This window comes from Herbaspirillum sp. alder98 (assembly GCF_020179755.1).
Taxonomy (GTDB): Bacteria; Pseudomonadota; Gammaproteobacteria; order Burkholderiales; family Burkholderiaceae_D; genus Herbaspirillum.
In genome coordinates, this window is record NZ_JAIUCY010000010.1 from 97574 (window position 1) to 119096 (window position 21523).

A 21523-nucleotide genomic window follows, 5' to 3' on the forward strand; every position below is an offset into this window, starting at 1 on the left:
ACCAGGTAAATAAGCGCGGCACGTAATGTAAAGCAACGCGCAATCCATCACGGAGACAACATGACATTTCGCATTTCATCAGATTTCGTCGCGCAGCAGAATGCACGCGAACAGGCCCGCCTGCAGGCCGACTACGACGCCCTGGGCGGTACGCTGCAACGGCGCGGGCAGGATATCGAAGTCCTCACCGGGCTGGCGGCCCGCTTTGCCGTCGCCCTGCCCAGTTGGGGCGTGGGCACCGGCGGCACGCGCTTTGCGCGCTTTGCCGGCAAGGGCGAACCGCGCAATGTGTTCGAGAAGATCGACGACTGCGGCACCATCCACCAGCTCACCCGCGCCACGCCCGGGGTGTCGCTGCACTTTCCGTGGGACCGCACAAGCGACCCGCGCGCGTTGCGCGAAGCGGCGCAGCAACATGGTCTCTATTTCGACGCGGTCAATTCCAACACTTTCCAGGATGCGGCCGGCCAGGAGCAGAGTTATAAATTCGGCAGCCTGACCGCGCAAGACCCGGCAGTGCGCGCGCAGGCCGTGGCGCACAACATCGATTGCGTGGAGCTGGGCCATGCGCTGGGCTCGAAGGGCTTGACCGTGTGGGTCGGCGACGGCGCCAATTTTCCCGGTCAGCACAACCTGCGCGGCGCACTGGAACGTTATCTGGACAGCATGCGCGGCATCTACGCCGCGTTGCCGGCCGACTGGAGCGTGTTCATCGAACACAAGCTGTTCGAACCGGCGTTCTACGCCACCACCATCGCCGACTGGGGTACCAGCTTCGCCTGCGCCACCGAACTGGGACCCAAAGCCAAGTGCCTGGTCGACCTCGGCCACCATGCGCCCAACACTAATATCGAGATGATCGTGGCGCGCCTGGCGCAGTTCGGCAAGCTCGGCGGATTTCATTTCAACGACAGCAAGTACGGCGACGACGATCTCGACTCCGGCAGCATCAATCCGTTCCAGCTGTTCCTGATCTTCAATGAATTGCGCGATGCCGCCATCCGCGGTGGCGAGACGTTCAGTCCCGCTTACATGCTGGACCAGTCGCACAATGTCACCGACCCCATCGAGAGCCTGATGACCAGCGCCATCGAAGTGCAGCGCGCCTACATCCAGGCCGCGCTGGTCGACCAGCAGGCGCTGGAGCATCACCAGAAGAACAATGACGCATTGATGGCGGCGCAAACGCTCAAGCAGGCATTTCGTACCGATGTCGGGGCCATCCTGGCGATGGCGCGGCTGCGAAGTGGCGGCGCCATCGACCCGGTGGCGTTCTATCGCGCCAGCGCCTATCGCGACCATAAACGCGCCGAGCGTCCGCCTGTGGCAGGCGCCAGCAGCAGCGGAATTGTCTGAAGATAAACGTTGTCAGCGGGCCCTGTGGTGCAAAAATATAGGTAACACTGCGTATTGCGCGCAGTCATCTTTTATTGCATCATCGGGCCGCTAAATATAATTGCATCAGTTGGCCCGCCGCTGTTGTTCCATAAAAAAAGCATCGTCTTCTTTGTTTTGAGAAGAGGAGACAGCTACCAATATGAACAACCGAGGGAAACCATGTCTGCATATTTCAAGAACCTGGCGGTAGGCAAGCGCATTGCCGCTGTCTTCGCCCTAATCATTGTGTTGTTGGTTGTCGTTAGTGCAACGGCATTCCTGAAGATCAGCCGCATCCAGTCGACGATCGACGGCATCATCAACGACCGTTACCTGAAAGTGCGCTGGGCCGGCGACGTGCGCGATGGCGTCAACGACCAGATCAAGCTGATTCGCGGCATGGTGATCGACATCAGTCGTCCCCAATATAGTGCAAATCGCGCCAAGGAGATGGAAGCCGCAGTCGCCAAGACCAAAGCTGCCATCGACAAGATCGCCGCCCGCCAGACCACGGTGGGTGGCCAGCAGAAAATCAAGGATGTCGACGCTGCCCGTGAGAAATTCGAAGCAGGCAAGGCGCAGCTGGTAGCCCTGGTGCAGGCCGGTGATGCCGAAGCGGCCGACGATTTCGTTACCCGCAAGGTGATCGCTTCACAGAACGCCTATCTCGACCTGGCCACGGCGTTCGCCAATTCGCAGGACGCGCAGTTGCGTGAAGAGGGCGCCGATGCGGTGGCCCAGGGTGAACTGGCGATCCAGGTGACCTTGTTGTGCTCCATCGTGGCGGTGCTGATGGCGCTGGTGGCCGGCTTCTTCCTGACCCGCTCCATCGTAGCGCCCTTGGCCGGTGCGGTACGGGTGGCAGAGAATGTCGCCGCGGGCGACCTGTCGACCCGCATCGAAGTCGATTCGCGCGATGAGACTGGCCAATTGATGCAGGCCCTGCGCAAGATGAATGACAACCTGGTCGCCATCGTCGGCGATGTGCGCTCGGGGACCGAGGCCATCACGACCGCGTCCAACGAAATCGCCAGCGGCAACCTGGACCTGTCGGCGCGTACCGAACAGCAAGCCGGCTCGCTCGAAGAAACCGCTTCGGCGATGGAAGAAATGACATCCACCGTCAAGCAGAATGCCGACAACGCGCGTCAGGCCAACCAGATGGCCAGCACCGCCTCCGACATCGCGATGCAGGGCGGCGTGGTGGTGGGGCAGGTGGTCGAGACGATGGAAGCCATCGACAGCTCCTCGCGCAAGATCGTCGACATCATCAGCGTGATCGATGGTATCGCTTTCCAGACTAATATCCTGGCGTTGAATGCAGCGGTGGAAGCTGCCCGTGCCGGCGAGCAGGGACGCGGTTTTGCGGTAGTGGCGTCTGAAGTGCGCAGCCTGGCCCAGCGTTCGGCCGCAGCGGCCAAGGAAATCAAGCAATTGATCGATGATTCGGTGGACAAGGTCGGCACCGGCACCCGGCTGGTGGCACAGGCTGGCGCGACGATGGAACAGGTGGTGGCCAGCGTCAAGGGGGTGACCGATATCGTGGCCGAGATCTCCGCTGCCAGCATGGAGCAGAGCACCGGCATCGAAGAAATCAATCGCGCCATCACCCAGATGGACGAAGTGACCCAGCAGAACGCCGCCCTGGTGGAAGAAGCAGCGGCTGCCGCGCAATCGATGCAGCAGCAGGCCGCCGGCCTGAACCAGGCCATCAGTATCTTTACGCTGGCAAAGGACACATCGGGCCGAGCTCCGATTCGCACCGTCGCCACGCCGCGCAAGCCATCGCCGGTGAAGCTGACGCCGTCGGCGCCGCTGCTGGCACGCGGCAATGATGCCGATTGGCAGACGTTCTGATCGTTGTACTCCGGCACGACGAGAGACTTTTCATCCCATCTCCGTCGTCCTGACGAAAGTCAGGACCCAGCGACGTGCGTTGTGCATCGTTCGACGTGATTAACGACACTGGGTCCCTGCCTGCGCAGGGACGACGAGAGATTTTTCACTCCATCTCCGTCGTCCTGACGAAGGTCAGGACCCAGCGACGTGCGTTATGCATCGTTCGACGTGATTAACGACGCTGGGTCCCTGCCTGCGCAGGGACGACGAGAGATTTTTCACTCCATCTCCGTCGTCCTGACGAAAGTCAGGATCCAGCGACTTGCGTTGCGCATCGTTCGGCGCGAATAACGACGCTGGGTCCCTGCCTGCGCAGGGACGACGAGGTGATTATTGACTAAGCCACCAGCTTCAGAAACTGCCGGCTGCGCTCATGGTGCGGGGTCGCCAGGCTTGCCGGATTCTTCGGGCTGGTCGCAGAGCCCGGGGAGGCCCTGCGACCATCATGCGCCGCTCTCGATGATGCTCAGTTCCAGGCGCTGGCAGCAGGCGCTGCACGGCGATTGCTCTGCCACAGGGCGTGTGCAGTTGCAGACGACGCTGTCAGCGACTGCATGGTGGCCGCCATCATTTCGGCATCGCGGCTGGACAAGGCTTCGCCGCCACCCAGCGTGATCGATTCGACTTTCTGGCGGCTTGCGGCGTACCAGCCACGCACGATGATCTGGTCGCGGTCCTGGCCCCCGGCATCCTGGCCGAGCAGATCGATCACCATGTCATCGCCGTCATGGGTGAACCACAGGTCCTGCAAGGCGATATCGGCGCCCAGGGCCAGCACGTTGTGCTCAGTTGCTGCGCCACCGGCTTCGTTGATCACGTCGCGGCCATCGCCACGATTGAACAGATAGGTATCGTCTCCCAGGCCCCCCATCAGGATATCGTTGCCCGTGCCGCCGGCCAGCACGTTATTGCCGCGGTTGCCCATCAAGGTGTTGTCCATCGCATTGCCGATGCCATCGATATTTTCTTCCCACAGCTTGATCGGTTCGATGGAATAGATGGCATAGGCATTGGTGACATTGGCATGCCGGCGAAAATCGGCGATTGCCACATAGCGTGTCATGTCACTCACCAGCGCCCGACCCGAATCTGCAATATAGAATCCGTTGAGTGCGCCGCTGGCAGCATCGATCGCGACACCAGTTACGGTGACGATGTGATTGACGCCACCATGATCGCGGTAGGCCTCGTCCTCCCACAGCTTGCCCGCATTGAGGCCGACGATGACGCCGCGCCCACCCCGTATCAGGTTGGCAATCGCCTGTTCGTCGTAGCCGGCCAGCTGGCGATTGCGGATGCCGTAGCTCTCCAGCAAGGCCTGCTGGTTGATGTAGTTCGATCCGCCGCGTTCATAATCGCTGCTGGCCGTATCGGTGACGCACCATTCATTGTCGATGGCGCGCCCGACGACATCGGCCTCGCCCAAGCCCCACCCACCCTGAGTCGCCATGTTGGCGATCCCGACCATGGCGCAGGTGCCCTGATAACCTTTGACGGCATTGCCTTGCATGTAGTCCAGTTCATTGGCCTTGGGATAACCGTAGACCAGGATATCGACGCCGTCGGCGCGCCCCTTTTCTGGCGTCGAAAAATCCAGCAGGACCAGATTTTCGACATGGTCGGCCAACTGGTAGCTGATACTCGCATTGACGGTATCGATCCCCTCGCTCTGGTGTTCGATCACGCGGTCGTTTAGATGGTCGACATGATAGGTATCGTTACCCTTGGCACCTATCATCACATCGGCACCGGTGACGCCATCGATCAGGTTGTCGCAGTCGTTGCCGATGATGGTGTTGTCGCGGCTGTTGCCAGTGCCGTTGATGGCCAGCCCCTCCATCAGGTGCAGTTGCTCGATATGTTCGTTGAGCACATAGTTGACGCTGCTGAGGACGGTATCGTCGCCTTCATCGCTGAACTCAAGAATGACGTCATTGACGCTGTTGACGAGGTAAAGGTCATCGCCGCGACCACCCTGCATGCGATCTGCTCCGGCGCCGCCATCGAGATAATCGTTACCCAGGCCCGCCAGCAGCAGGTCATTACCGGCGCCACCATAGAGATGATCGTTGTCGGTTTCGCCGGCCAGGAGTGACTGCTTGAGTTCATTGCTGCCGGTGAAGCCCACCAGAATGTCATCCCCCGCGCCGCCATAGAGAACGTCATCGCCGACGCCGCCGAACAGACGGTCGCGACCGGCACCGCCATAGAGCAGATCGTGATCCTGGCCGCCTTGCAGCTCGTCGTCGCCGGCATCGCCCCAGAGCTGGTCGTTCCTCAGGCCACCCAGCAGGAGATCGTTGCCGGCGCCGCCATGCATTACGTCGTCGTCGGTTTCACCTGCATTCAAGGTTTGTTTGCGGACATTGGTGGCCGTGAAGCCGAGCATAATGTCATTGCCATCGCCACCGTACATGGTGTCGTTTCCCACCCCGCCGAACATCTTGTCGTTGCCATCACCGCCCATCATGGTGTCGATGCCGTCGCCGCCATCGAGTTCGTCCTGGCCGCTGCCGCCAAACAGGGTGTCGGCACCGGCGTCACCCAGCAGCAGATCGTCGCCAATGCCGCCATCGAGGTAATCGTTACCCAATCCGCCGTCGAGCTGGTCATTACCCGCGCCGCCCAGCAGCAGGTCGTCATCGAGTTCGCCGGCGGCCAAGGCCTGGGTCGCCTCGTTGGCGCCATTGAAGCCAATCAGCAGATCATCTCCGTCACCGCCATCGAGCGTGTCGTTGCCGACCTGGCCGAACAGGCGATCATTGCCCGCGCCGCCGATCAGGACATCATGCCCGGCATTGCCCTGCAGTTCATCGTCGCCTTCTTCGCCATGCATGGTGTCGTTGCCGTCGTAGCCAAGCAGGGCATCGTTGCCGGTGCCACCCCACATCCTGTCAGACCGTGCGCTGCCACCCATGACATCGTTGCCTGCGCCGGCATAGAAATTCTGGACATGGCGCAGGCTGAAATAGCGGCCGTCGTATTGCCGGTAGTAGTTGATGTCGAAGCTGTCGTCGCCGTCCGTGCCTACCAGATTGAGCTGGTTGCCGCTCAGCTTGACCTGATTGGCTTGCCAGGTGATCAATCCGCCGCTGGCGACCGCAAAAACCGGATCGCCATTGCGCAACTGCCGGTAGTCGCTTGCCAATGCCTGCGGCGCAGTACGATGCTCTACTGGCGTCACCACGTCACGTTCTCTGTCAGTGCGTTGCTTGCCGTTACCCGCTGTGTACCAACGATAGTCGGCGCCGCCCAAGCTGGCCAGGCCGATGCCGGCGAGGGCCATGCGCAGCGTTACTTTTTCCGTGCCAGCGCCGCTGATGTCATTCATCACGCCATCTTCATTGCGGTCGACCCATGCTGACAGTCCATCGAGCTCGCTACCGACGAGGCGGCCGTCGCCGTCGATGTCTCGCGCATGTAATTGACGCTCGCTCACCGCCTCGGATTTTTCATCAAGAATGCGGAAACTGTGCGCGGCGACCGATTCGGCTGTATCCAGCGCTGCAGAGCGGCTCTCATAGAAGGCGCCAATCGGGTTGTGTCCAGGCATCTCGAACGTTGGTCGGTAGGTATAGCCAGGGGTATAGGTAAATGGCTTGTCATCCACCAGTTGGCGAGTCGACCATTCGGTGTACATGCCCCAGGTGCCTGAACCCAGTTCGCCAAGCCGGTGCAGGCTTTGCATCTTGCGGTCGGCGTCTAGCATCTGGTCGAGGGTGGTGCCGGTGTCGATGTGATGTTTTGGCGTGCCGCCGTTGTCTGAACCCGTGTCGATCTGAAATCGGTCCCATTTCCCGTCGCCGTTATTATCGGTTTGGGTAATGGTTGTTCCATTCGCGGTCTCTGTATTACTCTGCCAGAGGGTAGTTGGCGCTGTATTTTCACGCTCTACGCCAATGATGAATTTGGATTCGACTTGATCGACAACTCCATATTTCAAACGGTTGTAGGATTTGACATCGGCGATGTCAAATCTGGGATCGAATCCGATAAAAGCCTCTCCGCTGACTTGAAGGCTATTCGGCCCGCCGGGCTCGACCTTGAAGGGAGTTCCATCGCCGACATAGCTCCTTCGAACAAATTTCGCGAATGCAGTGTCCCATGAGTCGCTGTCGTTCCGGTTCCAATCAAAATCCTCTCCATGAAAAGTATAAGTGGCTGTGCCAATAACCTTATCCTTGGCCACTTTTTTCAGGTCTATATCTACGGTATAACTTGTCGCACCGAGAAAATAGGATGCATCGTGGAGCAGGCCTAGTTCGTCATATAAAACCTGTGCGTATGGTGCCCCCTTTATTAATATCCTCTGGCCTATCGGCACTTTGGGGTCGAGTAATTTTTTGCTGGCCGCTAGATTGGCTAAGCTCAGGCCGTCGCCGACCGCTTCGAAAATTATCCATGAGGGAATGACAACGGTTTTCCCCCCGCCATTTTTCCAATGGTCATCCCAAAAGCTCTTTGGAGGAAGACCATTCTTATCCCAGACCACTTTTTCCTTGCTCATATAAGCTCCTTTGCTAATTCCGCCTTAATTGACGAAATAAATCCATTCACCATTTACAGTGCACTCCATTTCTTCCTTGTTTTTCTTGTCTGCGCCGTCCAGACAATCTCTCTTGAACCTGATGTCGTTTAGCAGCCTTGCGAAACGTTCCCGTCCTTTTTCACTCATTCCCTCCCCGAATTCACTGTCACGATTTTTTCCCGTCATCCAATAGCCACGATCAGCGAGTAGAAGATAAAACTGCTGTTCTAGAGGCCCAGATGATTGTTCGCTAGCGTCGTAGCTTGGCCAAAAAAGGTTCATGATGAATAGAGCCGCCATGAACGCGAAGATCGAAGTGATTAGATAGAAGACAATCCACGCCCATACTTCTCGCAGGTCAGCCATTGCAATGACCTCCTCGGTTGGCCGGGAAATAGCGTTTGAAGAAATAATTGAAGACGCCATGCACGTCGCTATAGGAGTAGGAGAATTGATGCTCCTTTTCATCACGGTCAACGGCGGTGCAGGAAACATCAATCAACTCGCCAACCCACATCGGTCTACGATGAACCTGACACTTATCCGGATCGAATCCGAGCAAGGTTGATCGATCGTTCTTTACGATGTCGCAGGCGTGCATGCGGATGGCGGTGTAATGCTGAAACTCCACATCACTGCCATGCCATGTAATAAAACCTAGGAGAAAAACAAGAGCGAAAGTCAAACTAACGAAGTAGATCCCGAGCGCTTTCAGACTCATTCAATTCCTTTCTTTTTCGCGATATTGAGCGAATTCAACTGAGCGCAGGACGCCATACGAAGTACGGTGGGATGGGCTGGCTTGATGGCCTGAATCATCATTTCCGGTCCTGTTTACGATTGCGTCACGTTTTCGACCGTGGTTGCCCATCATCAAACGCCATTGGGCAGCGTCAGCTTCCTGTTCCCCACTATCCCGGCACAATTCAAATTTCGTGGACTGGTCCAACAAGCACGCGCTAGCAACGGTGCCGTGCGCGGACAATCCAGCCGACGGTTACACTGTGCGTGATCCCGTCCGCTACAAGCTCATCATGGCCATCGAAAAGAAGACAGAAAAGAAGACCGCAAGGAAGACCATAAGCCAGCAGATGTCGTCCGAAATGGCAATCTCATTGAAGCTGCCGCCCGGTTATGACTCGACCGATGTGCTGAGCTTCCACGGCCGCGACCAGCAGCAACTGGCCGAGGCAATAACAGATTCGGGTCTGCGCAAGGGCGTGCTGATCGACGACACGCCAGCGGTAGTCGACATCGCATTCGGCAAGAAGAGTGCCGATTGCATCATTCACGTTGATGGCGCACTGAGCGATGCGATGCAGGCGCAGGCCAATGAAGTGTTGACCAGCTTGCTCGGCCTGCGGCTGGACCCGCGACCCTTCGCCGCCTTCGTGATGTCCGATCCCCTGTTCGGTCCCCTGACCAAAAAGCAGAAGAGCCTGCGCATCGTGCAGTCGTCGAGTATTTTCGAAGCCCTGACCTGGGCGGTGATGGGACAGCAGATCAATGTCTCGTTTGCGGTATCGCTCAGGCGTACCTTCATCGAACTGGCTGGCCGGCGCCATAGCAATGGTCTTTGGTGTTATCCGTCGCCGGCCGATGCGGCCAGGGTCCCGCTGGAGGCGCTGACCACCCGCCAGTATTCGCGCTCGAAAGCCGAGACCATATTGAGATTGGCGACCATGGTGGCCAGCGGCGAGCTTGATCTGGTCGAGCACCCATCCAACCCGATCGAATCGATCTGTGCGGCGCTGCTGGCGGTAAAAGGGATCGGCCCGTGGACCGTCAACTACGCGCTGTTGAGGGGCTTCGGGCACGCCGACTGCTCGCTGCATGGCGATGTGGCGGTGCGCACTGCGATAGGGAAATTATGCGGACATGCGGTGCGGCCCGACATGCCGGCCGCTGAAGAATTCCTAAGGCGCTATAGTCCGCACCGGACCATGGCCGCGGCGCATCTCTGGGCCAGTCTCAAGGTGGAATCGGCTTATTGAGCCTCGAGGGGCATGCCGCAACCATCAATCCCAGGCGGCGGGAGGTATCTGCGGCAGTTCCTTGAAGCCCGGCTTGGCGAACCAATAGCCCTGCATCAGCCTGACGCCGACACTGGCCAGGAAATCGCGTTCGCCACGCGTTTCGATGCCTTCCGCCAGAACCCGGATATCGAGTTCGCGACAGATCCGGGTGATGCCGGCCACAATCGATTGCCGAGGCTTGTCGGTATCGACATGACGCACCAGGTCCATGTCGATCTTGACGATGTCGGGCTGGTATTCGGCTAACAGATTGAGCCCCGCATAGCCGGCGCCGAAGTCATCGATGGCGGTCTGGAAACCGAAGCGCTTGTATTCCTTGAAGATGTTAACCAGATGAGGCCGATCCTGGATGTGCTCGCCCTCGGTCACCTCGAAGATGATGTTCTCGATCGGGAAACCGTGCGTGCGCGCAGCCTCGAAGGTGCTGCGGATGCAGACCTCGGGCCGATACACGGCATTGGGCAGGAAATTGATCGACAGCAGTTCGGTCATGCCCAGCCTGGCTGCCCCTTCGACTGCCTTCATCCGGCAAGCCTGGTCGAAACGGTAACGGTTGTTGTCGTTGACCTGCGTCAGCACGCTGGCCGCAGATTGCCCTTCGGGGCCGCGTACCAGCGCTTCGAAGGCATAGACCGATCTGGCGTCGAGGTCGACGATGGGCTGATAGGCGAATTCGAACGCGATGTCGTGCTGCGCCGGGCCATGGCAGCCGTTGCAGCCCGTATTTTCCCGGGAAGATGGATCTGCGCGGAGTGGGATCATGCGAGGTGGCTTCAGAAGCGAAGAGATAATGGACAAAGCCCCCGATGCAATTTTTCGGAGGGCGGGACTGCGGGATTTCTACAGTCGCCTGGACACTCGCCAGTATCGCTTTTTTCGCATAATCCGGGTATCAGGATATCCCCTAACTTCATACCTGAGAGGCAACGATTGACGTTCGCCATGCCGATTTTCACGAGAAAACAAGGGCTGATCATGCGACGGGTAATGAATACGGCGGTCTTCATGAGATCCCTGCTGCAGGCTAGGACGTAATGGCGAACACCGGAAACATCAATCGCGGCGCTTGCCCTTGGCCGGCTTGCTTACCTTGCTCGCCTTGGGCTTGGCTTTTCCTTTTTCCTGCTCGAACAGGGCATAGTATTCGGAAGCCATCTTGCGGATCGCGCGACCGATGTTGGCATAGTCGTATTCATTGAGGTTGGCCAGCGACACGCGGCCTGATGGATGACTGGCGCCAAAGCCCTTGCCCGGCAACAGGATCACCCCGGTTTCTTCGGCCAGGCGGAACAGCGCTTCGTTAGGCTTTAACCGCGTCAGCAACCACTTGGAGAATTCGGCGCCGTGCATTTCAGCCGACAGCAGTTCCAGGTCCAGCAGGTGGTAGTAACGCACCGAATTGGCGTCGACCGGCATCGGCAGTCCAAGCTCACGATACAGCGCTTCCTTGCGACGAAGGACAATGCGCTTCATCGACGCCTTGTAGCTGCCAGCCTCATCCATCAGCGAAAACAACGAGAACAAGGTCATCTGCGCCTGTACCGGCGTCGATAGACCAGCCGTGTGATTGAGGGCGACGGTACGGCTATCGGCTACCAGGCGATCAATGAACTTGATGTTGCGCGGCGCCGTCGTGATCGAACTGTAGCGCTGGTCGAGCTGGCGGGCGGTCTTCTCCGGCAATTTGGAAATCAGTTCGTCGATCACATTCTGCTTGTGCGTGGCGACTACGCCCATGCGCCAGCCGGTCGCACCGAAGTATTTAGAAAACGAATACACCAGGATGGTGTTGTACGGGCAGATGGCGAAGAGCGAGGTGAAGTTGTCGGCAAAAGTGGCATAGACATCATCGGTGAGGATGATCAGATCGGGACGTTTCTTGATGATCTCTGCGATGTAGGCCAGGGTCTTGTCGTCGATCTTGACCGACGGTGGATTGCTCGGATTGACCAGGAAGAATGCCTTCACCTTGGGGTCGAGCAGTTTGTCGAGTTCTTTCCTGGTGTACTGCCAGTTGTTGGATTGCGGCGCATCGATGGTCACCTCGACCAGGTTGAATTCGGCCAGGTGCGGAATCTCGATGTAGGGCGTGAAAATCGGCATGCCCAGCGCGATCGTGTCGCCATCCTTGATCACGTGATTGGCCTTGAGGCTACCGAACAGGTAGGTCATCGCGGCGGTGCCGCCCTCGACCGCATACATGTCGAAGTGGCCGACGAAGGGATGGGTGCCGATCATCTCCTTGTGCAGATAGTTGCCGACGATACGCTCTGTCATGCGCAGCATGCGGTCTGGCACCGGGTAGTTGCAGCCGAGGATGGCCTCGCACATCTCGTAGATGAAATCGCCCGCAGACATGCCCAGCTGATCTCGCACGTAAGAGACTGCGGCCTCGATGAAGCGCACGCCGGGAACATCCGCATGATTCTTGGCGTACAGTTCGAAGCGGGCCTCGATGCCTTCGCGTTGCGGAAAACCGCCGACGCCATCCATGTAGATATAAGACCGCTCGGCCTCGGTCATGGCGAACAGCCCGAACTGGAAGAAGCCATGGCGCGGTTTGGTGGCCACGAAATTCGGATTGCCCCGACCCGCATTGAGCATCAGCTTGTTGTTCTGCATGGCGCTCTGGATCAACGCATCCTTCAATTCGAAGGGGCTCAGCAGGGCAAGTTTTTCTGGGTCGCTAAAATCCATGGTGTTACTCCTTTGGGAAGAGAACTGCAAAGATTGCGGAGTCGGCCACTGCCGGCTCGATGTGCGCTCAAACCAGCGCTACTACCAGTGGGCCAAGCAGGGTGAGGAACACGTTCGCCAATGCATAGGTAATGGCGAAGGGAACGGTGGGGATGGCGTTCTCGGCCTTGTCGAGAATTTCGCCGAAGGCCGGATTGGCGCTGCGCGATCCGCTCAGCGCGCCGGCGAAGACGGCCGTGTTGTCATAGCGCAGAACATAGCGGCCGAACAGCATGGTCAATACCAGCGGCAAGATGGTGACCACCACGCCCACGCCGAACAGCGTCAACCCCTGCGCCTTGATGGTCTGCACTGCCTGCAGGCCGGAAGACAGCCCGACCACGACGACGAATCCGGCCAGTCCCAGGTCTTTCAGGATCTGCACGGCGCCGTTGGGCATGGCGCCGAATGTCTGCCGCCTGGCCCGCAGCCAGCCGAACAGCAACCCCGACAGCAGCGCACCGCCGCCACTGCCCAGCGTCAGTGGAATCGACCCGATGCGCGCGGTCAGCAATCCGATCAGCAAGCCCACCACCAGGCCGGCGCCCAGGTAGACGAAATCGGTCTTGGGGCTGGGCACGATGGCGTAGCCGATCAGTGCCGAGACGCGCTTGACGTCCTGTTCCGAGCCGAACACGGTCACCACGTCGCCAGTCTGGATCACGGTCTCGTCGTGCATCGGCAGCGCTTTTCCCATGCGGGTCAGTTGCACCACATAGATGCCATGACGCACCTCGCTGGCGGTCTTGGCGCTGATATCGCCGACGGTGCGGTTGTGATATTCGCGGTTCGACAGCACCACATCCCGGCGCTCCATCGTCTGCTCCATGCCGTCGACGGCGTACAGCTCGCGACCAAACAGGGCGGCGATGCCGACCATCGCCGCCCGCCGTCCGACCACCAGCACGATGTCGCCGGCTTGCAGCAGCAGTTGCGGAGTCGTCTCGATGATCTTGCCGTCGCGCTTGACGCGCTCGACCGTAATCGATGCGGTCGGATGTTTCTTTTCGATTTGATTCACCGTGAGCCCGGTGGCGGCATCGATTTGATAAATCCGACCTACCAGATCGGGGGCCGCGGCCTGCTGCCCCGGTGCCAGCACCTGCACGCCTTGCTGCATGGCAGCTTCGGCTCGCACCGCATCTTCCTTGATGCTGCGCCCCATCAACTTCGGCAGCAGGTTCACGCAGACCAGGATGGCGCCGAACGAACCGAAGACATAGGTCACGGCGTAACCCACGGCCACGTTGCCCTGCAGCCGCTTGACTTCGTCGGCGGCCAGGCCGAGCTTGGCGATGGCGTCGCCGGCGGTGCCGATGATGGCCGACTGCGTCAGGCCTCCGGCGGCAATGCCGGCGGCCAGTCCCTTGTCGAGACCGAACAGCTTGGCCATGACCACCACGGTCGCCAGGCCACTGATGGCCAGCACCGCCGCCAGAATGATTTCGCGAATCGATTGCTTGCCGAGGGAATTAAAGAATTGCGGGCCGCTTTCATACCCGACGGCATAGATGAAGAGGGCGAACAGCACCGACTTGACGCCTGGATCGATGCTCACGCCGACCTGGCTGACCAGCACCGCCACCAGCAGCGAGCCGGCCACGCCGCCCAGCTGAAACTTGCCGAACTGGATCTTGCCGATGTAATAGCCGACGGCCAGGGACAGGAACAACGCAATCTCGGGAGATTTTGCGAACAGCGCATGCAGCCAATCCATGATTACCGCCTTTCGGTAGGAATAAATCGTTCTTCAACATCGGGCAGGATATCTTCTCGAACAATAATTTCAATGACCTGAAGCAAGTACGGGCAAGACCGATCATCAATTCATGGCGACCCTCGTCGCTGTGCGCAAATCGCCATGGCATTAGCCGAGGGAATGGGCGAGTTGTGGGTAATGCCGACGGCGCGAAAATCTGCGCGCCTCTGGTTTCTTGAGAGCGCGGCGGTCTCTGGCCGGGCTGTTATTTTTATTAGACTATTGTTTCCCGGCTCTTGGTCGCCCGTAGGATGAACGATAATTTTTTGGGCGTCAATGGACAGCTGCGGTTGCAGTCGCGCCTGGAAACCGGGCTATTGATTTTTTGTTATTACCCGGAAGAGTAGCGATGCATGGGGCGGGCGCCGGGAACCCGGCGCCGCTTCATCTGTATCTGGTCAATGCCATGAACGGCGCTCAGGGCATCACACGATTCCACAGTTCGCGCTCCTGTCCTGCCGGATCGGTCTGGATAGTGCTGCCGGCGCCATCGAGAATCATCGTACGGCGCCCTTGAGGCGAATACCGCGGCCAGGTGGGAAGTTGCGGGTGCGAGGGCGTACCGGTCTTGATGAACGAGACCCAGGTTTGATGGACCACATCTGCAAATGCCGGGGTTGGCGGATTTCTGCCGTACAGCATTTCAAGGAATGGCTCGCCGAAATTGCGCCAGGTAAACGGCTGCTCGCCGGCATGGACTGCATACCCGGAAAACGGTCCCTGCCTGGCGCTTTCATCAAAGCGGTACAGGTAGGTTTTACCGCCATTGGCGGCATGCGCATCGGCGACGCGAATGGTCGGGATCCAGTACTCTTCGGCAGTCAATAAACGCAGCCGACGGTCAAAGGCCGATTGCGAGGGAAACGCTTTCTGGTACAGATCGTCGGCCTGCTGCATTGTCGCCGGATCAATCTGGGCCATTTCCCGCGATGAGATTGCGGCGGCAGAATAGGTATTCTGTCGATGCGCTGCCAGCAATGCCGGTGGGAAGAACAGCAAGGCTTCATCGCGATTGCTCCCGATCAGCAACGGTACGTCGCTGGATGCGCCGTCTGCAATCAATGCCTGTGGCGAACGAGGCATGAAGTCGCGGTCAATCACCGTGCGAAATGCAAAGTTCCGTTGATATTGTTCAACCGTCTTGACCTGCGCCTTGAGCAGGGCGGCGGCGTCGGTGTTCAAGAGCAGTTGCGCGACAGGTGTTCCCGGCGCTTGTTGCTGCAGCGCTGAGGCGAAGATCCCCGCGACCTCCTGGGCGTCTTTTTGCGTATGAGTGGTGAGGGCGCCACCGCTTTGCACAATGGCTTGCTGGAACAGCCCCTTGGCGGCAGGGGCCGCCAGCAAGGCAGAAAGGTTCTTGCCGCCTGCGGATTCGCCGGCGATCGTCACCTTGTCGTGATCGCCGCCAAAGGCTGAAATATTATCCCTGACCCATGTCAGCGCCAGGACCTGGTCACGCAGGGCGTTATTGCCACTGCCGTTGTATGCGTCACCCAGGATGGCGCCCAGCTCGAGGAAGCCAAGCGCACCGAGGCGATAGCCGATGGTGACGCAGACTACGCCGCTCCTGGCAAAGCTGGTGCCGTCATACAGGGGCTGGCTGGTCGCGCCATAGATATTGCTGCCACCATAGATCCAGACGAATACAGGGTGCGGCCCGGGCGTGTCAGGCGTCCATATATTCAGGTAAAGACAGTCTTCGCTCTGGTTCACATCGCCGATGAACCGGCGGCCTGTTCCTGCCTGGATTCTATCGGGTTGAATCGGCGCGTTGGCAAACGAGAATGCGTTGATGACGGTGCGTGTCCGGGGCGCCGGTTGGGGCGCCTTGAAGCGCAATGGACCAACGGGTGGCATGGCATAAGGAATTCCTTTAAAGGAGTTCACGCCATTTTCTGCCGCTCCGCGAATCGGCCCGCATGGCGCTTCTATTGTCACTGCGCGTCGTTGCTGGAGGGGATCGGATGAAGTGGCGGCGTTGCCAAGAAGTGGAAAGGCAAGGGCCATGCCCAAGCCTGAACCTTGTGACAAGAATCGGCGGCGATCACGTTGCATAGAGGAGTAGTCTTTTTCAGCAAGGAAGGGGGCTGGAAGCAGTCGGAGATAAAGCAGATGCGCCCCGGATAGAATGAAAATATCCGGCCCGCCGAGTGTATTTGCTGTGGTCTTGGCCAAGCAAGTTGATGCGGTGAATCGGGCGAATTTGTACTCTTTATGATCCGTGCCGGTGCACCAGAATAGTGACGGCTGCCCTAAAAAAGCAAGGGTCGGCGCAACGCAGGCGCGGCCTGCGAGACTGCCCTGGTTGCTAATGAACCGCCAGCATCAAGGCCGGAGTTTCTGGTGGCTCTGCAGTCCATGTCAGGCCTTGCCTCAGGAAGCCAGCTTGCGGGTACGCCTGGGGGACGCCGCCACCAGCGTCGGACACATCGGGTCCTGGCCGCTCTCGATGCTTTCTTCAAGCGCCTTCTTCAATGACTCGATGTCCCGGCGCTGCGAGGCGAGGGCCAGTTCGAGTTCTTGCAATTCGCTTAGTCGCACCTCGATCTGTTCGATGGTGCGCGTCTTGGAGCAGACTCCGTCGTCCGAGAACATGCGGCGGATATTTTCCAGCGAAAACCCCAGCTTCTGCACCGCCACCACGATACGCAACTGCTTCAATGCGCGTTCGTCGTAGCTGCGATAACCATTCGCCCCGCGCGCCGGCGAGGCAATCAGTCCCTGTTCTTCGTAGAACCGGATGGCAGAAGTTGCCAGCCCGGTCTGCCGGGCCAGTTCACCTATCTTCATTGTGCTTGACCTTCAAGTTGACTTGAAACTTATTATACGTGCGAATGCCCATCATCATTTCCGGTTGTTAGTCTGTAGATGATCGGCAAGATTTCTTCATTGCGTTAGTAATGAATCACCATGCGAACTGAATCGAGGGTTTTATGAGCGAATTGCTGAAAGACATGAACTGGCGTTACGCCACCAAGAAGTACGATGCATCCAAGGCAGTGCCTGCCGAAAAGATCGAGCGCATCCTGGAGGCGATCCGCCTGGCGCCGACCTCGAGCGGACTGCAGCCGTTCGAAGTGATGGTCGTGACCAACCCGAGCGTGCGCGAAAAGATCAAGGCGGTCGCCTGGAACCAGTCGCAAGTCACCGACAGTTCCCACCTGCTGGTGTTTGCGGCATGGGACGATATCACCGCTGATCGCGTCAACATGATGTTCGACCTGACCAACCAGCAACGCGGCACCATCAACGAAGGGTGGGAAGCCTACCGGCAGCAGCTGTTGTCGATCGTGGCGGCGCGCGGTACGCAGGTCAATGCCCAAAGCGCTGCGCGCCAGGCCTACATCGCACTGGGTTTTGCGATGCTGGCGGCGGCCTCCGAACGGGTCGACTCGACCCCGATGGAAGGCTTTGATCCTGATGCCGTGGACGAGATCCTTGATCTGAAGCGCCGAGGCCTGCGCAGCGTGGTCATGTTGCCGCTGGGCTATCGGGCCGATGAGGGCGACTGGCTGGTGGACCTGGTCAAGGTGCGTCGCGCCAAGGAAGATCTGTTCACCGAAGTCAAGTAAGTCACCTCTGCGCTGGCCGGTCGCGATGCGGCCGGCTACCGCCTGCATCCTCGACAAGCCAAGCCGGTCTTACTATACCTTCGCATGATTATCCTGCGGGTCCGAATTCGTTAGCATGTGGAATCGATAAGATTGAAGCAGGGCAGGGCGCTGGCAAGATTGCTCTTCCTGCCACGGCCATGCGAGGAATGCACCGATGCAGTCAGAAAAATTTGCCGAATTCCTGGGCGTCTTCGCCGACGTCGCGCGCGAGGGGAGCTTTTCCGGCGCGGGACGTCGCCGGGGGCGCACGCCTTCATCGGTCGGGCGTCAGATCGATACGCTGGAGGCGTATCTCGATACCCCTTTGTTCCTGCGCTCGACCCGCCTGCTGACGCTGACCGATGCGGGCGAGGCGCTTCTGGTGCGCGCCCGGCAGATTCTCGATTCGCTGGAAGACGCCCAGCAAGAACTGGCGTCGATGAAGGGCGCCGTCACCGGCACCCTGCGGGTGGCCTGCTTTCCCACCTTCGGCAAACGCTATGTCCTGCCGGTCATGGGCGAGCTGGCGCGCAAGTATCCCGGTCTGCGCCTTGAGCTGGACTTGACCGAGCGGCTCGCCGACCCGGTCGCGGAACGGCTGGACTTAGTTATTCGCATCGGCGACATGGCTGACAGCACCCTGATTGCGACGCGCATTGCGACCCAGACCCGCATCCTTTGTGCGAGCTCCGCCTATCTGGAACGGACAGGTCAGCCGGCCGTGTTGGCCGAGCTGGCCTCGCATTGCCTGATCGACAAATTGCACGGCGCGGACTTGCTGGGATGGGCTGACGTACTTGGTCAACCGTCGCGTGCGGCCAGTTCGCAACCGGTCTTTGCCTGTGACGACTTTGAAGCGATGCGGCTGGCCGCCCGCGAAGGCTTGGGGATCGGTTATCTGCCGGATTGGGTGGTCGGTCCTGATATCAAGGCGGGGCATCTGGTGCAGCTCTTTGCCGAGTGGTCGACGCAGCCGTGTGCGCGGACCGGCATTCACGCCTTGCGCGCGTTGCGGCAACCGCCGGCGCGCGTGACGGTATTGCTGGATGCGTTGCGAGCGCATATCGGGCGCCCGGCAGGGTGGGCGCTGGATGCCATCGAAGGGGATGGCGACGCGGCTTAGTAGCAGGGTGCGTCGCTCATCGCTTTATCCGAGGTAGGGTAGGCGCGCATCCCGGTCGAAGATTCTCTCGCAATGGCTATCGACGATGGCGATGCTGCGCGCGGCGCCTGCGGTGGGTTGCTTGTGGGAGAGGCGATAGCAGGTATAGGGCGGTGGCGGATCGGTAAGTTCGCGAATCATGTAGGGCCCCCTGGAAAGCGTGGCTTCGGCCAGCCAGCGCGGAACGATCGCCCATTGGTCGGGGTGATGCAGCATCGACAGGATCAGGTAGCCGCTATCGAGCTTGATACGCGAAGGCGTCAGCGGATCCCACCAGTGGTCGTGCCACGCATCGAACTGCCGCCCCCAGGGCACGAACAATTCATGGTCCGCGGCCAGGTCCTGCGGGCGTACTTTCTTGCCGGGTTTCGATTTTCCATCCTGCAGGCCCAGCACCACCATCGGCGACGTCAGGAACACATCCACATTGACGTTTGGCGAACTTCGCTCGCGCAGCGTGAAGGCCAGATCCAGCTTTCTCTGCTCGATCTTTTCATACATCTCGTCCGAGTGAAGCGTAAGGATCTCGATCTTCATCGCCGGGTGTTCCGCATGCAGTTCCCGATAAAGTCGCGGCAGCACAAACACGTTCAGGCTGTCGACGGCGGCAATGGTAAGACTAAGTCTCGGCCCCTGCGCGCTGAGGATTTCCACTTCGCGCGACAACAGCTGCCATTGCTCGGCGATGCGCAGAAACTCCTCGCCGCTAGGCGTGAGCCTGACCTGGCGGATTCCCTTTCCTCGTTCCAGAAGTTGCATGCCCAGCTCGTCCTCGAGCGCCTTGATGCGTTTGCTGATGGAGGTTTGCGTCAGGTTGAGCCGGTCCGCGGCCGCGCTCTGGCTACCGGTCCGCACGATCTCCAGGAAGGTGGCGATAGCGTGAGGGAACATGATGCCTCCGAGAGAATATTAATAATCGACTAGCGACTATTTTATGGTCAAAAAACTCATTTTACGGTTTTAATTATCGTATTTAGAATCTCCGGCAGCACGCATATCGTCAACAAATGCCGCAGAAGCATTGTGCGAAGCAAAACTAAATCACGGAGATAACGCAATGTCGCAATCGACAACCGGAGCGGCCGCTTCCTCATCCCAAGCCGTCAAGCCCACCCGATTCCGCTGGGTCGTGGCGGGCCTGATTTTCTTGATCTATACCATTGCCGCTGCCGACCGCGCCAACATCGGCGTCGCCTTGCCGTTCATTCGCAAGGAGTTTGCGATGAGCAACACCGAAGCCGGTGCGCTGCTCAGCCTGTTCCTGTTTGCGTATGCGCTGGCGCAATTGCCATCAGGCTTCGCCACCAGCCGTTTCGGCGTGCGCCGCATCTTTACCGGTGCGATGATCCTGACGTCGGTCTTTACCGGACTCATCGGCACCACCAGCTCCATCATCGGCCTGAAGATCTATCGATTCGCGCTGGGCCTGGCCGAAGGCCCGCTACCGGTCGGCATCGCCGCCACCATCAACAACTGGTTCCCACCGCATGAAAAGGGCACCGCCAGCGGTATCTTCCTGTCGGCGGTGAAGTTCGGTCCGGTGATTGTTCCCCCCGTTTGCGCGGCGATCGTGGCGGTGTGGGGATGGCGCGAAATCTTTATTTTCTTCGCTGTTCCCGGCCTGTTGTTCTCGGTCTTCTGGTATCTCTTCGTGACCAATCATCCGTCGCAGAGCCGCCATGTATCGCAGGCGGAACTGGACTACATCACCGGTGAGGTCACACCGGCGGCAGTGGCGTCAGGCGCGCCGGTAATGGTAGTCAAGCCGGCGCCGGCATGGCTCGACAGGTTCGTGCGCGCACGCAAGCTGGCCCCGCTGACCGATAGCAAGAGCGTCTTCCGCTCGTGGAATATTCTGGGCTGCTCATTGGGGTATTGCTTCCAGTTGGGCATCTCCAACGTCTTGCTGGCCTGGATTCCGACTTACCTGCTTTCGGTCAAGAAGTTCTCGGTGATGAACATGGGGTTTGTTGCCGCAGCGCCCTGGGTTGGCGCCGTCATCGGCAACCTGCTGGGTGGCATGGTGTCGGATCGCCTGCTCTACAAGCGCCGCAAGCCGGGCATGATGCTGTCGGCGCTGGCCACCGCCGGCATGATGTACGCGCTCATCAACTCGCCCGCCGATCCGCTCAGCTATGGTCTGCTGCTGTTTGCCACCGGCATCCTCCTGAGCTTCGGCTATTCCGCCTACATGGCCTATCCGATGGGCGTGGCCGACAAGAAGACGTTTCCGATTGCCAGCTCGGTGGTCAATATGGGCGGCCAGCTGGGCGGCGCCATCGCTCCCCTGGCAACCGGGATGCTGCTCGACAGTTACGGCTGGGATTATGTTTTCGCCTTCATGGCCATCGGATCGCTGATGAGTTTCATTGTGCTGCTCACCATCGCCGAGCCGGTCGACGCCTGAGCCTTTTCCCATCCTGCTGAAACGAG

Annotated in this window: 15 protein-coding genes; 6 read left to right on the forward strand and 9 right to left on the reverse strand. The window is 59.2% G+C overall.

Annotation, left to right across the window (positions count from 1 at the left end; translation table 11 throughout):
- Positions 1–60: 60 nt before the first annotated feature.
- Together rhaI and LBW87_RS19680 are read left to right on the forward strand one after the other, a co-directional pair.
- Positions 61–1356, forward strand: coding sequence for an L-rhamnose catabolism isomerase (rhaI, locus tag LBW87_RS19675; protein ID WP_225203161.1), 1296 nt, complete (start codon positions 61–63; stop codon positions 1354–1356).
- Positions 1357–1557: 201 nt separating this feature from the next.
- On the forward strand, positions 1558–3234 hold the full coding sequence (locus LBW87_RS19680; protein WP_225203162.1) for a methyl-accepting chemotaxis protein: 1677 nt from the start codon (positions 1558–1560) through the stop codon (positions 3232–3234).
- Between the two features lie 508 nt (positions 3235–3742).
- Here LBW87_RS19680 and LBW87_RS24015 read toward each other — a convergent pair.
- The 3 genes from LBW87_RS24015 to LBW87_RS19700 are packed head-to-tail and all read right to left on the reverse strand — an operon-like array spanning position 3743 to position 8525.
- Positions 3743–7783 carry a calcium-binding protein gene (locus tag LBW87_RS24015; RefSeq protein ID WP_320442743.1) on the reverse strand — a complete coding sequence of 1347 codons (4041 nt, stop codon included), beginning with the start codon at positions 7781–7783 and terminating at the stop codon, positions 3743–3745.
- A gap of 24 nt (positions 7784–7807) precedes the next feature.
- The gene (locus LBW87_RS19695) at positions 7808–8170 is read right to left on the reverse strand and encodes a hypothetical protein (RefSeq protein ID WP_225203163.1); all 363 of its coding nucleotides are present in this window, start codon (positions 8168–8170) and stop codon (positions 7808–7810) included.
- Entirely contained in the window at positions 8163–8525 is a 363-nt protein-coding gene (locus LBW87_RS19700; RefSeq protein ID WP_225203164.1) for a hypothetical protein, read from the reverse strand. The genes LBW87_RS19695 and LBW87_RS19700 overlap by 8 nt, the downstream gene beginning before the upstream one ends.
- 283 nt (positions 8526–8808) lie before the next feature.
- Between LBW87_RS19700 and LBW87_RS19705 the strand changes: the two genes are divergently transcribed.
- A complete protein-coding gene (locus LBW87_RS19705; protein ID WP_320442744.1) occupies positions 8809–9798 on the forward strand; it encodes a DNA-3-methyladenine glycosylase 2 in 990 nt (329 codons plus the stop codon).
- 24 nt (positions 9799–9822) lie between these two features.
- Here LBW87_RS19705 and LBW87_RS19710 read toward each other — a convergent pair whose 3' ends face one another.
- The 5 genes from LBW87_RS19710 to LBW87_RS19730 all read right to left on the reverse strand — a co-directional run bounded on the left by LBW87_RS19710 (position 9823) and on the right by LBW87_RS19730 (position 17125).
- On the reverse strand, positions 9823–10602 hold the full coding sequence (locus tag LBW87_RS19710) for an EAL domain-containing protein (RefSeq protein WP_225203165.1): 780 nt from the start codon (positions 10600–10602) through the stop codon (positions 9823–9825).
- Positions 10603–10893: 291 nt separating this feature from the next.
- Positions 10894–12537, reverse strand: a complete 1644-nt coding sequence (locus tag LBW87_RS19715; RefSeq protein ID WP_225203166.1) for a bifunctional aspartate transaminase/aspartate 4-decarboxylase — start codon at positions 12535–12537, stop codon at positions 10894–10896.
- 67 nt (positions 12538–12604) lie between these two features.
- Positions 12605–14293 (reverse strand): aspartate-alanine antiporter, encoded by a 1689-nt coding sequence (gene aspT / locus LBW87_RS19720; RefSeq protein ID WP_225203167.1) that lies wholly within the window; start codon positions 14291–14293, stop codon positions 12605–12607.
- A 459-nt stretch (positions 14294–14752) separates the two neighbouring features.
- Positions 14753–16510, reverse strand: coding sequence for a carboxylesterase/lipase family protein (locus LBW87_RS19725; RefSeq protein WP_225203168.1), 1758 nt, complete (start codon positions 16508–16510; stop codon positions 14753–14755).
- Between the two features lie 198 nt (positions 16511–16708).
- On the reverse strand, positions 16709–17125 hold the full coding sequence (locus tag LBW87_RS19730) for a MerR family transcriptional regulator (RefSeq protein ID WP_225203169.1): 417 nt from the start codon (positions 17123–17125) through the stop codon (positions 16709–16711).
- 143 nt (positions 17126–17268) lie between these two features.
- On the opposite strand from LBW87_RS19730, the gene LBW87_RS19735 reads away from it, so the two are divergent.
- Together LBW87_RS19735 and LBW87_RS19740 are read left to right on the forward strand one after the other, a co-directional pair.
- Positions 17269–17907, forward strand: a complete 639-nt coding sequence (locus tag LBW87_RS19735) for an NAD(P)H-dependent oxidoreductase (protein WP_225203170.1) — start codon at positions 17269–17271, stop codon at positions 17905–17907.
- A gap of 196 nt (positions 17908–18103) precedes the next feature.
- Entirely contained in the window at positions 18104–19051 is a 948-nt protein-coding gene (locus LBW87_RS19740; RefSeq protein ID WP_225203171.1) for a LysR family transcriptional regulator, read from the forward strand.
- Between the two features lie 24 nt (positions 19052–19075).
- Here LBW87_RS19740 and LBW87_RS19745 read toward each other — a convergent pair whose 3' ends face one another.
- Entirely contained in the window at positions 19076–19981 is a 906-nt protein-coding gene (locus LBW87_RS19745; RefSeq protein ID WP_225203172.1) for a LysR family transcriptional regulator, read from the reverse strand.
- A 166-nt stretch (positions 19982–20147) separates the two neighbouring features.
- On the opposite strand from LBW87_RS19745, the gene LBW87_RS19750 reads away from it, so the two are divergent.
- Positions 20148–21497, forward strand: a complete 1350-nt coding sequence (locus tag LBW87_RS19750) for an MFS transporter (protein ID WP_225203173.1) — start codon at positions 20148–20150, stop codon at positions 21495–21497.
- The last annotated feature ends 26 nt before the right edge of the window (positions 21498–21523 follow it).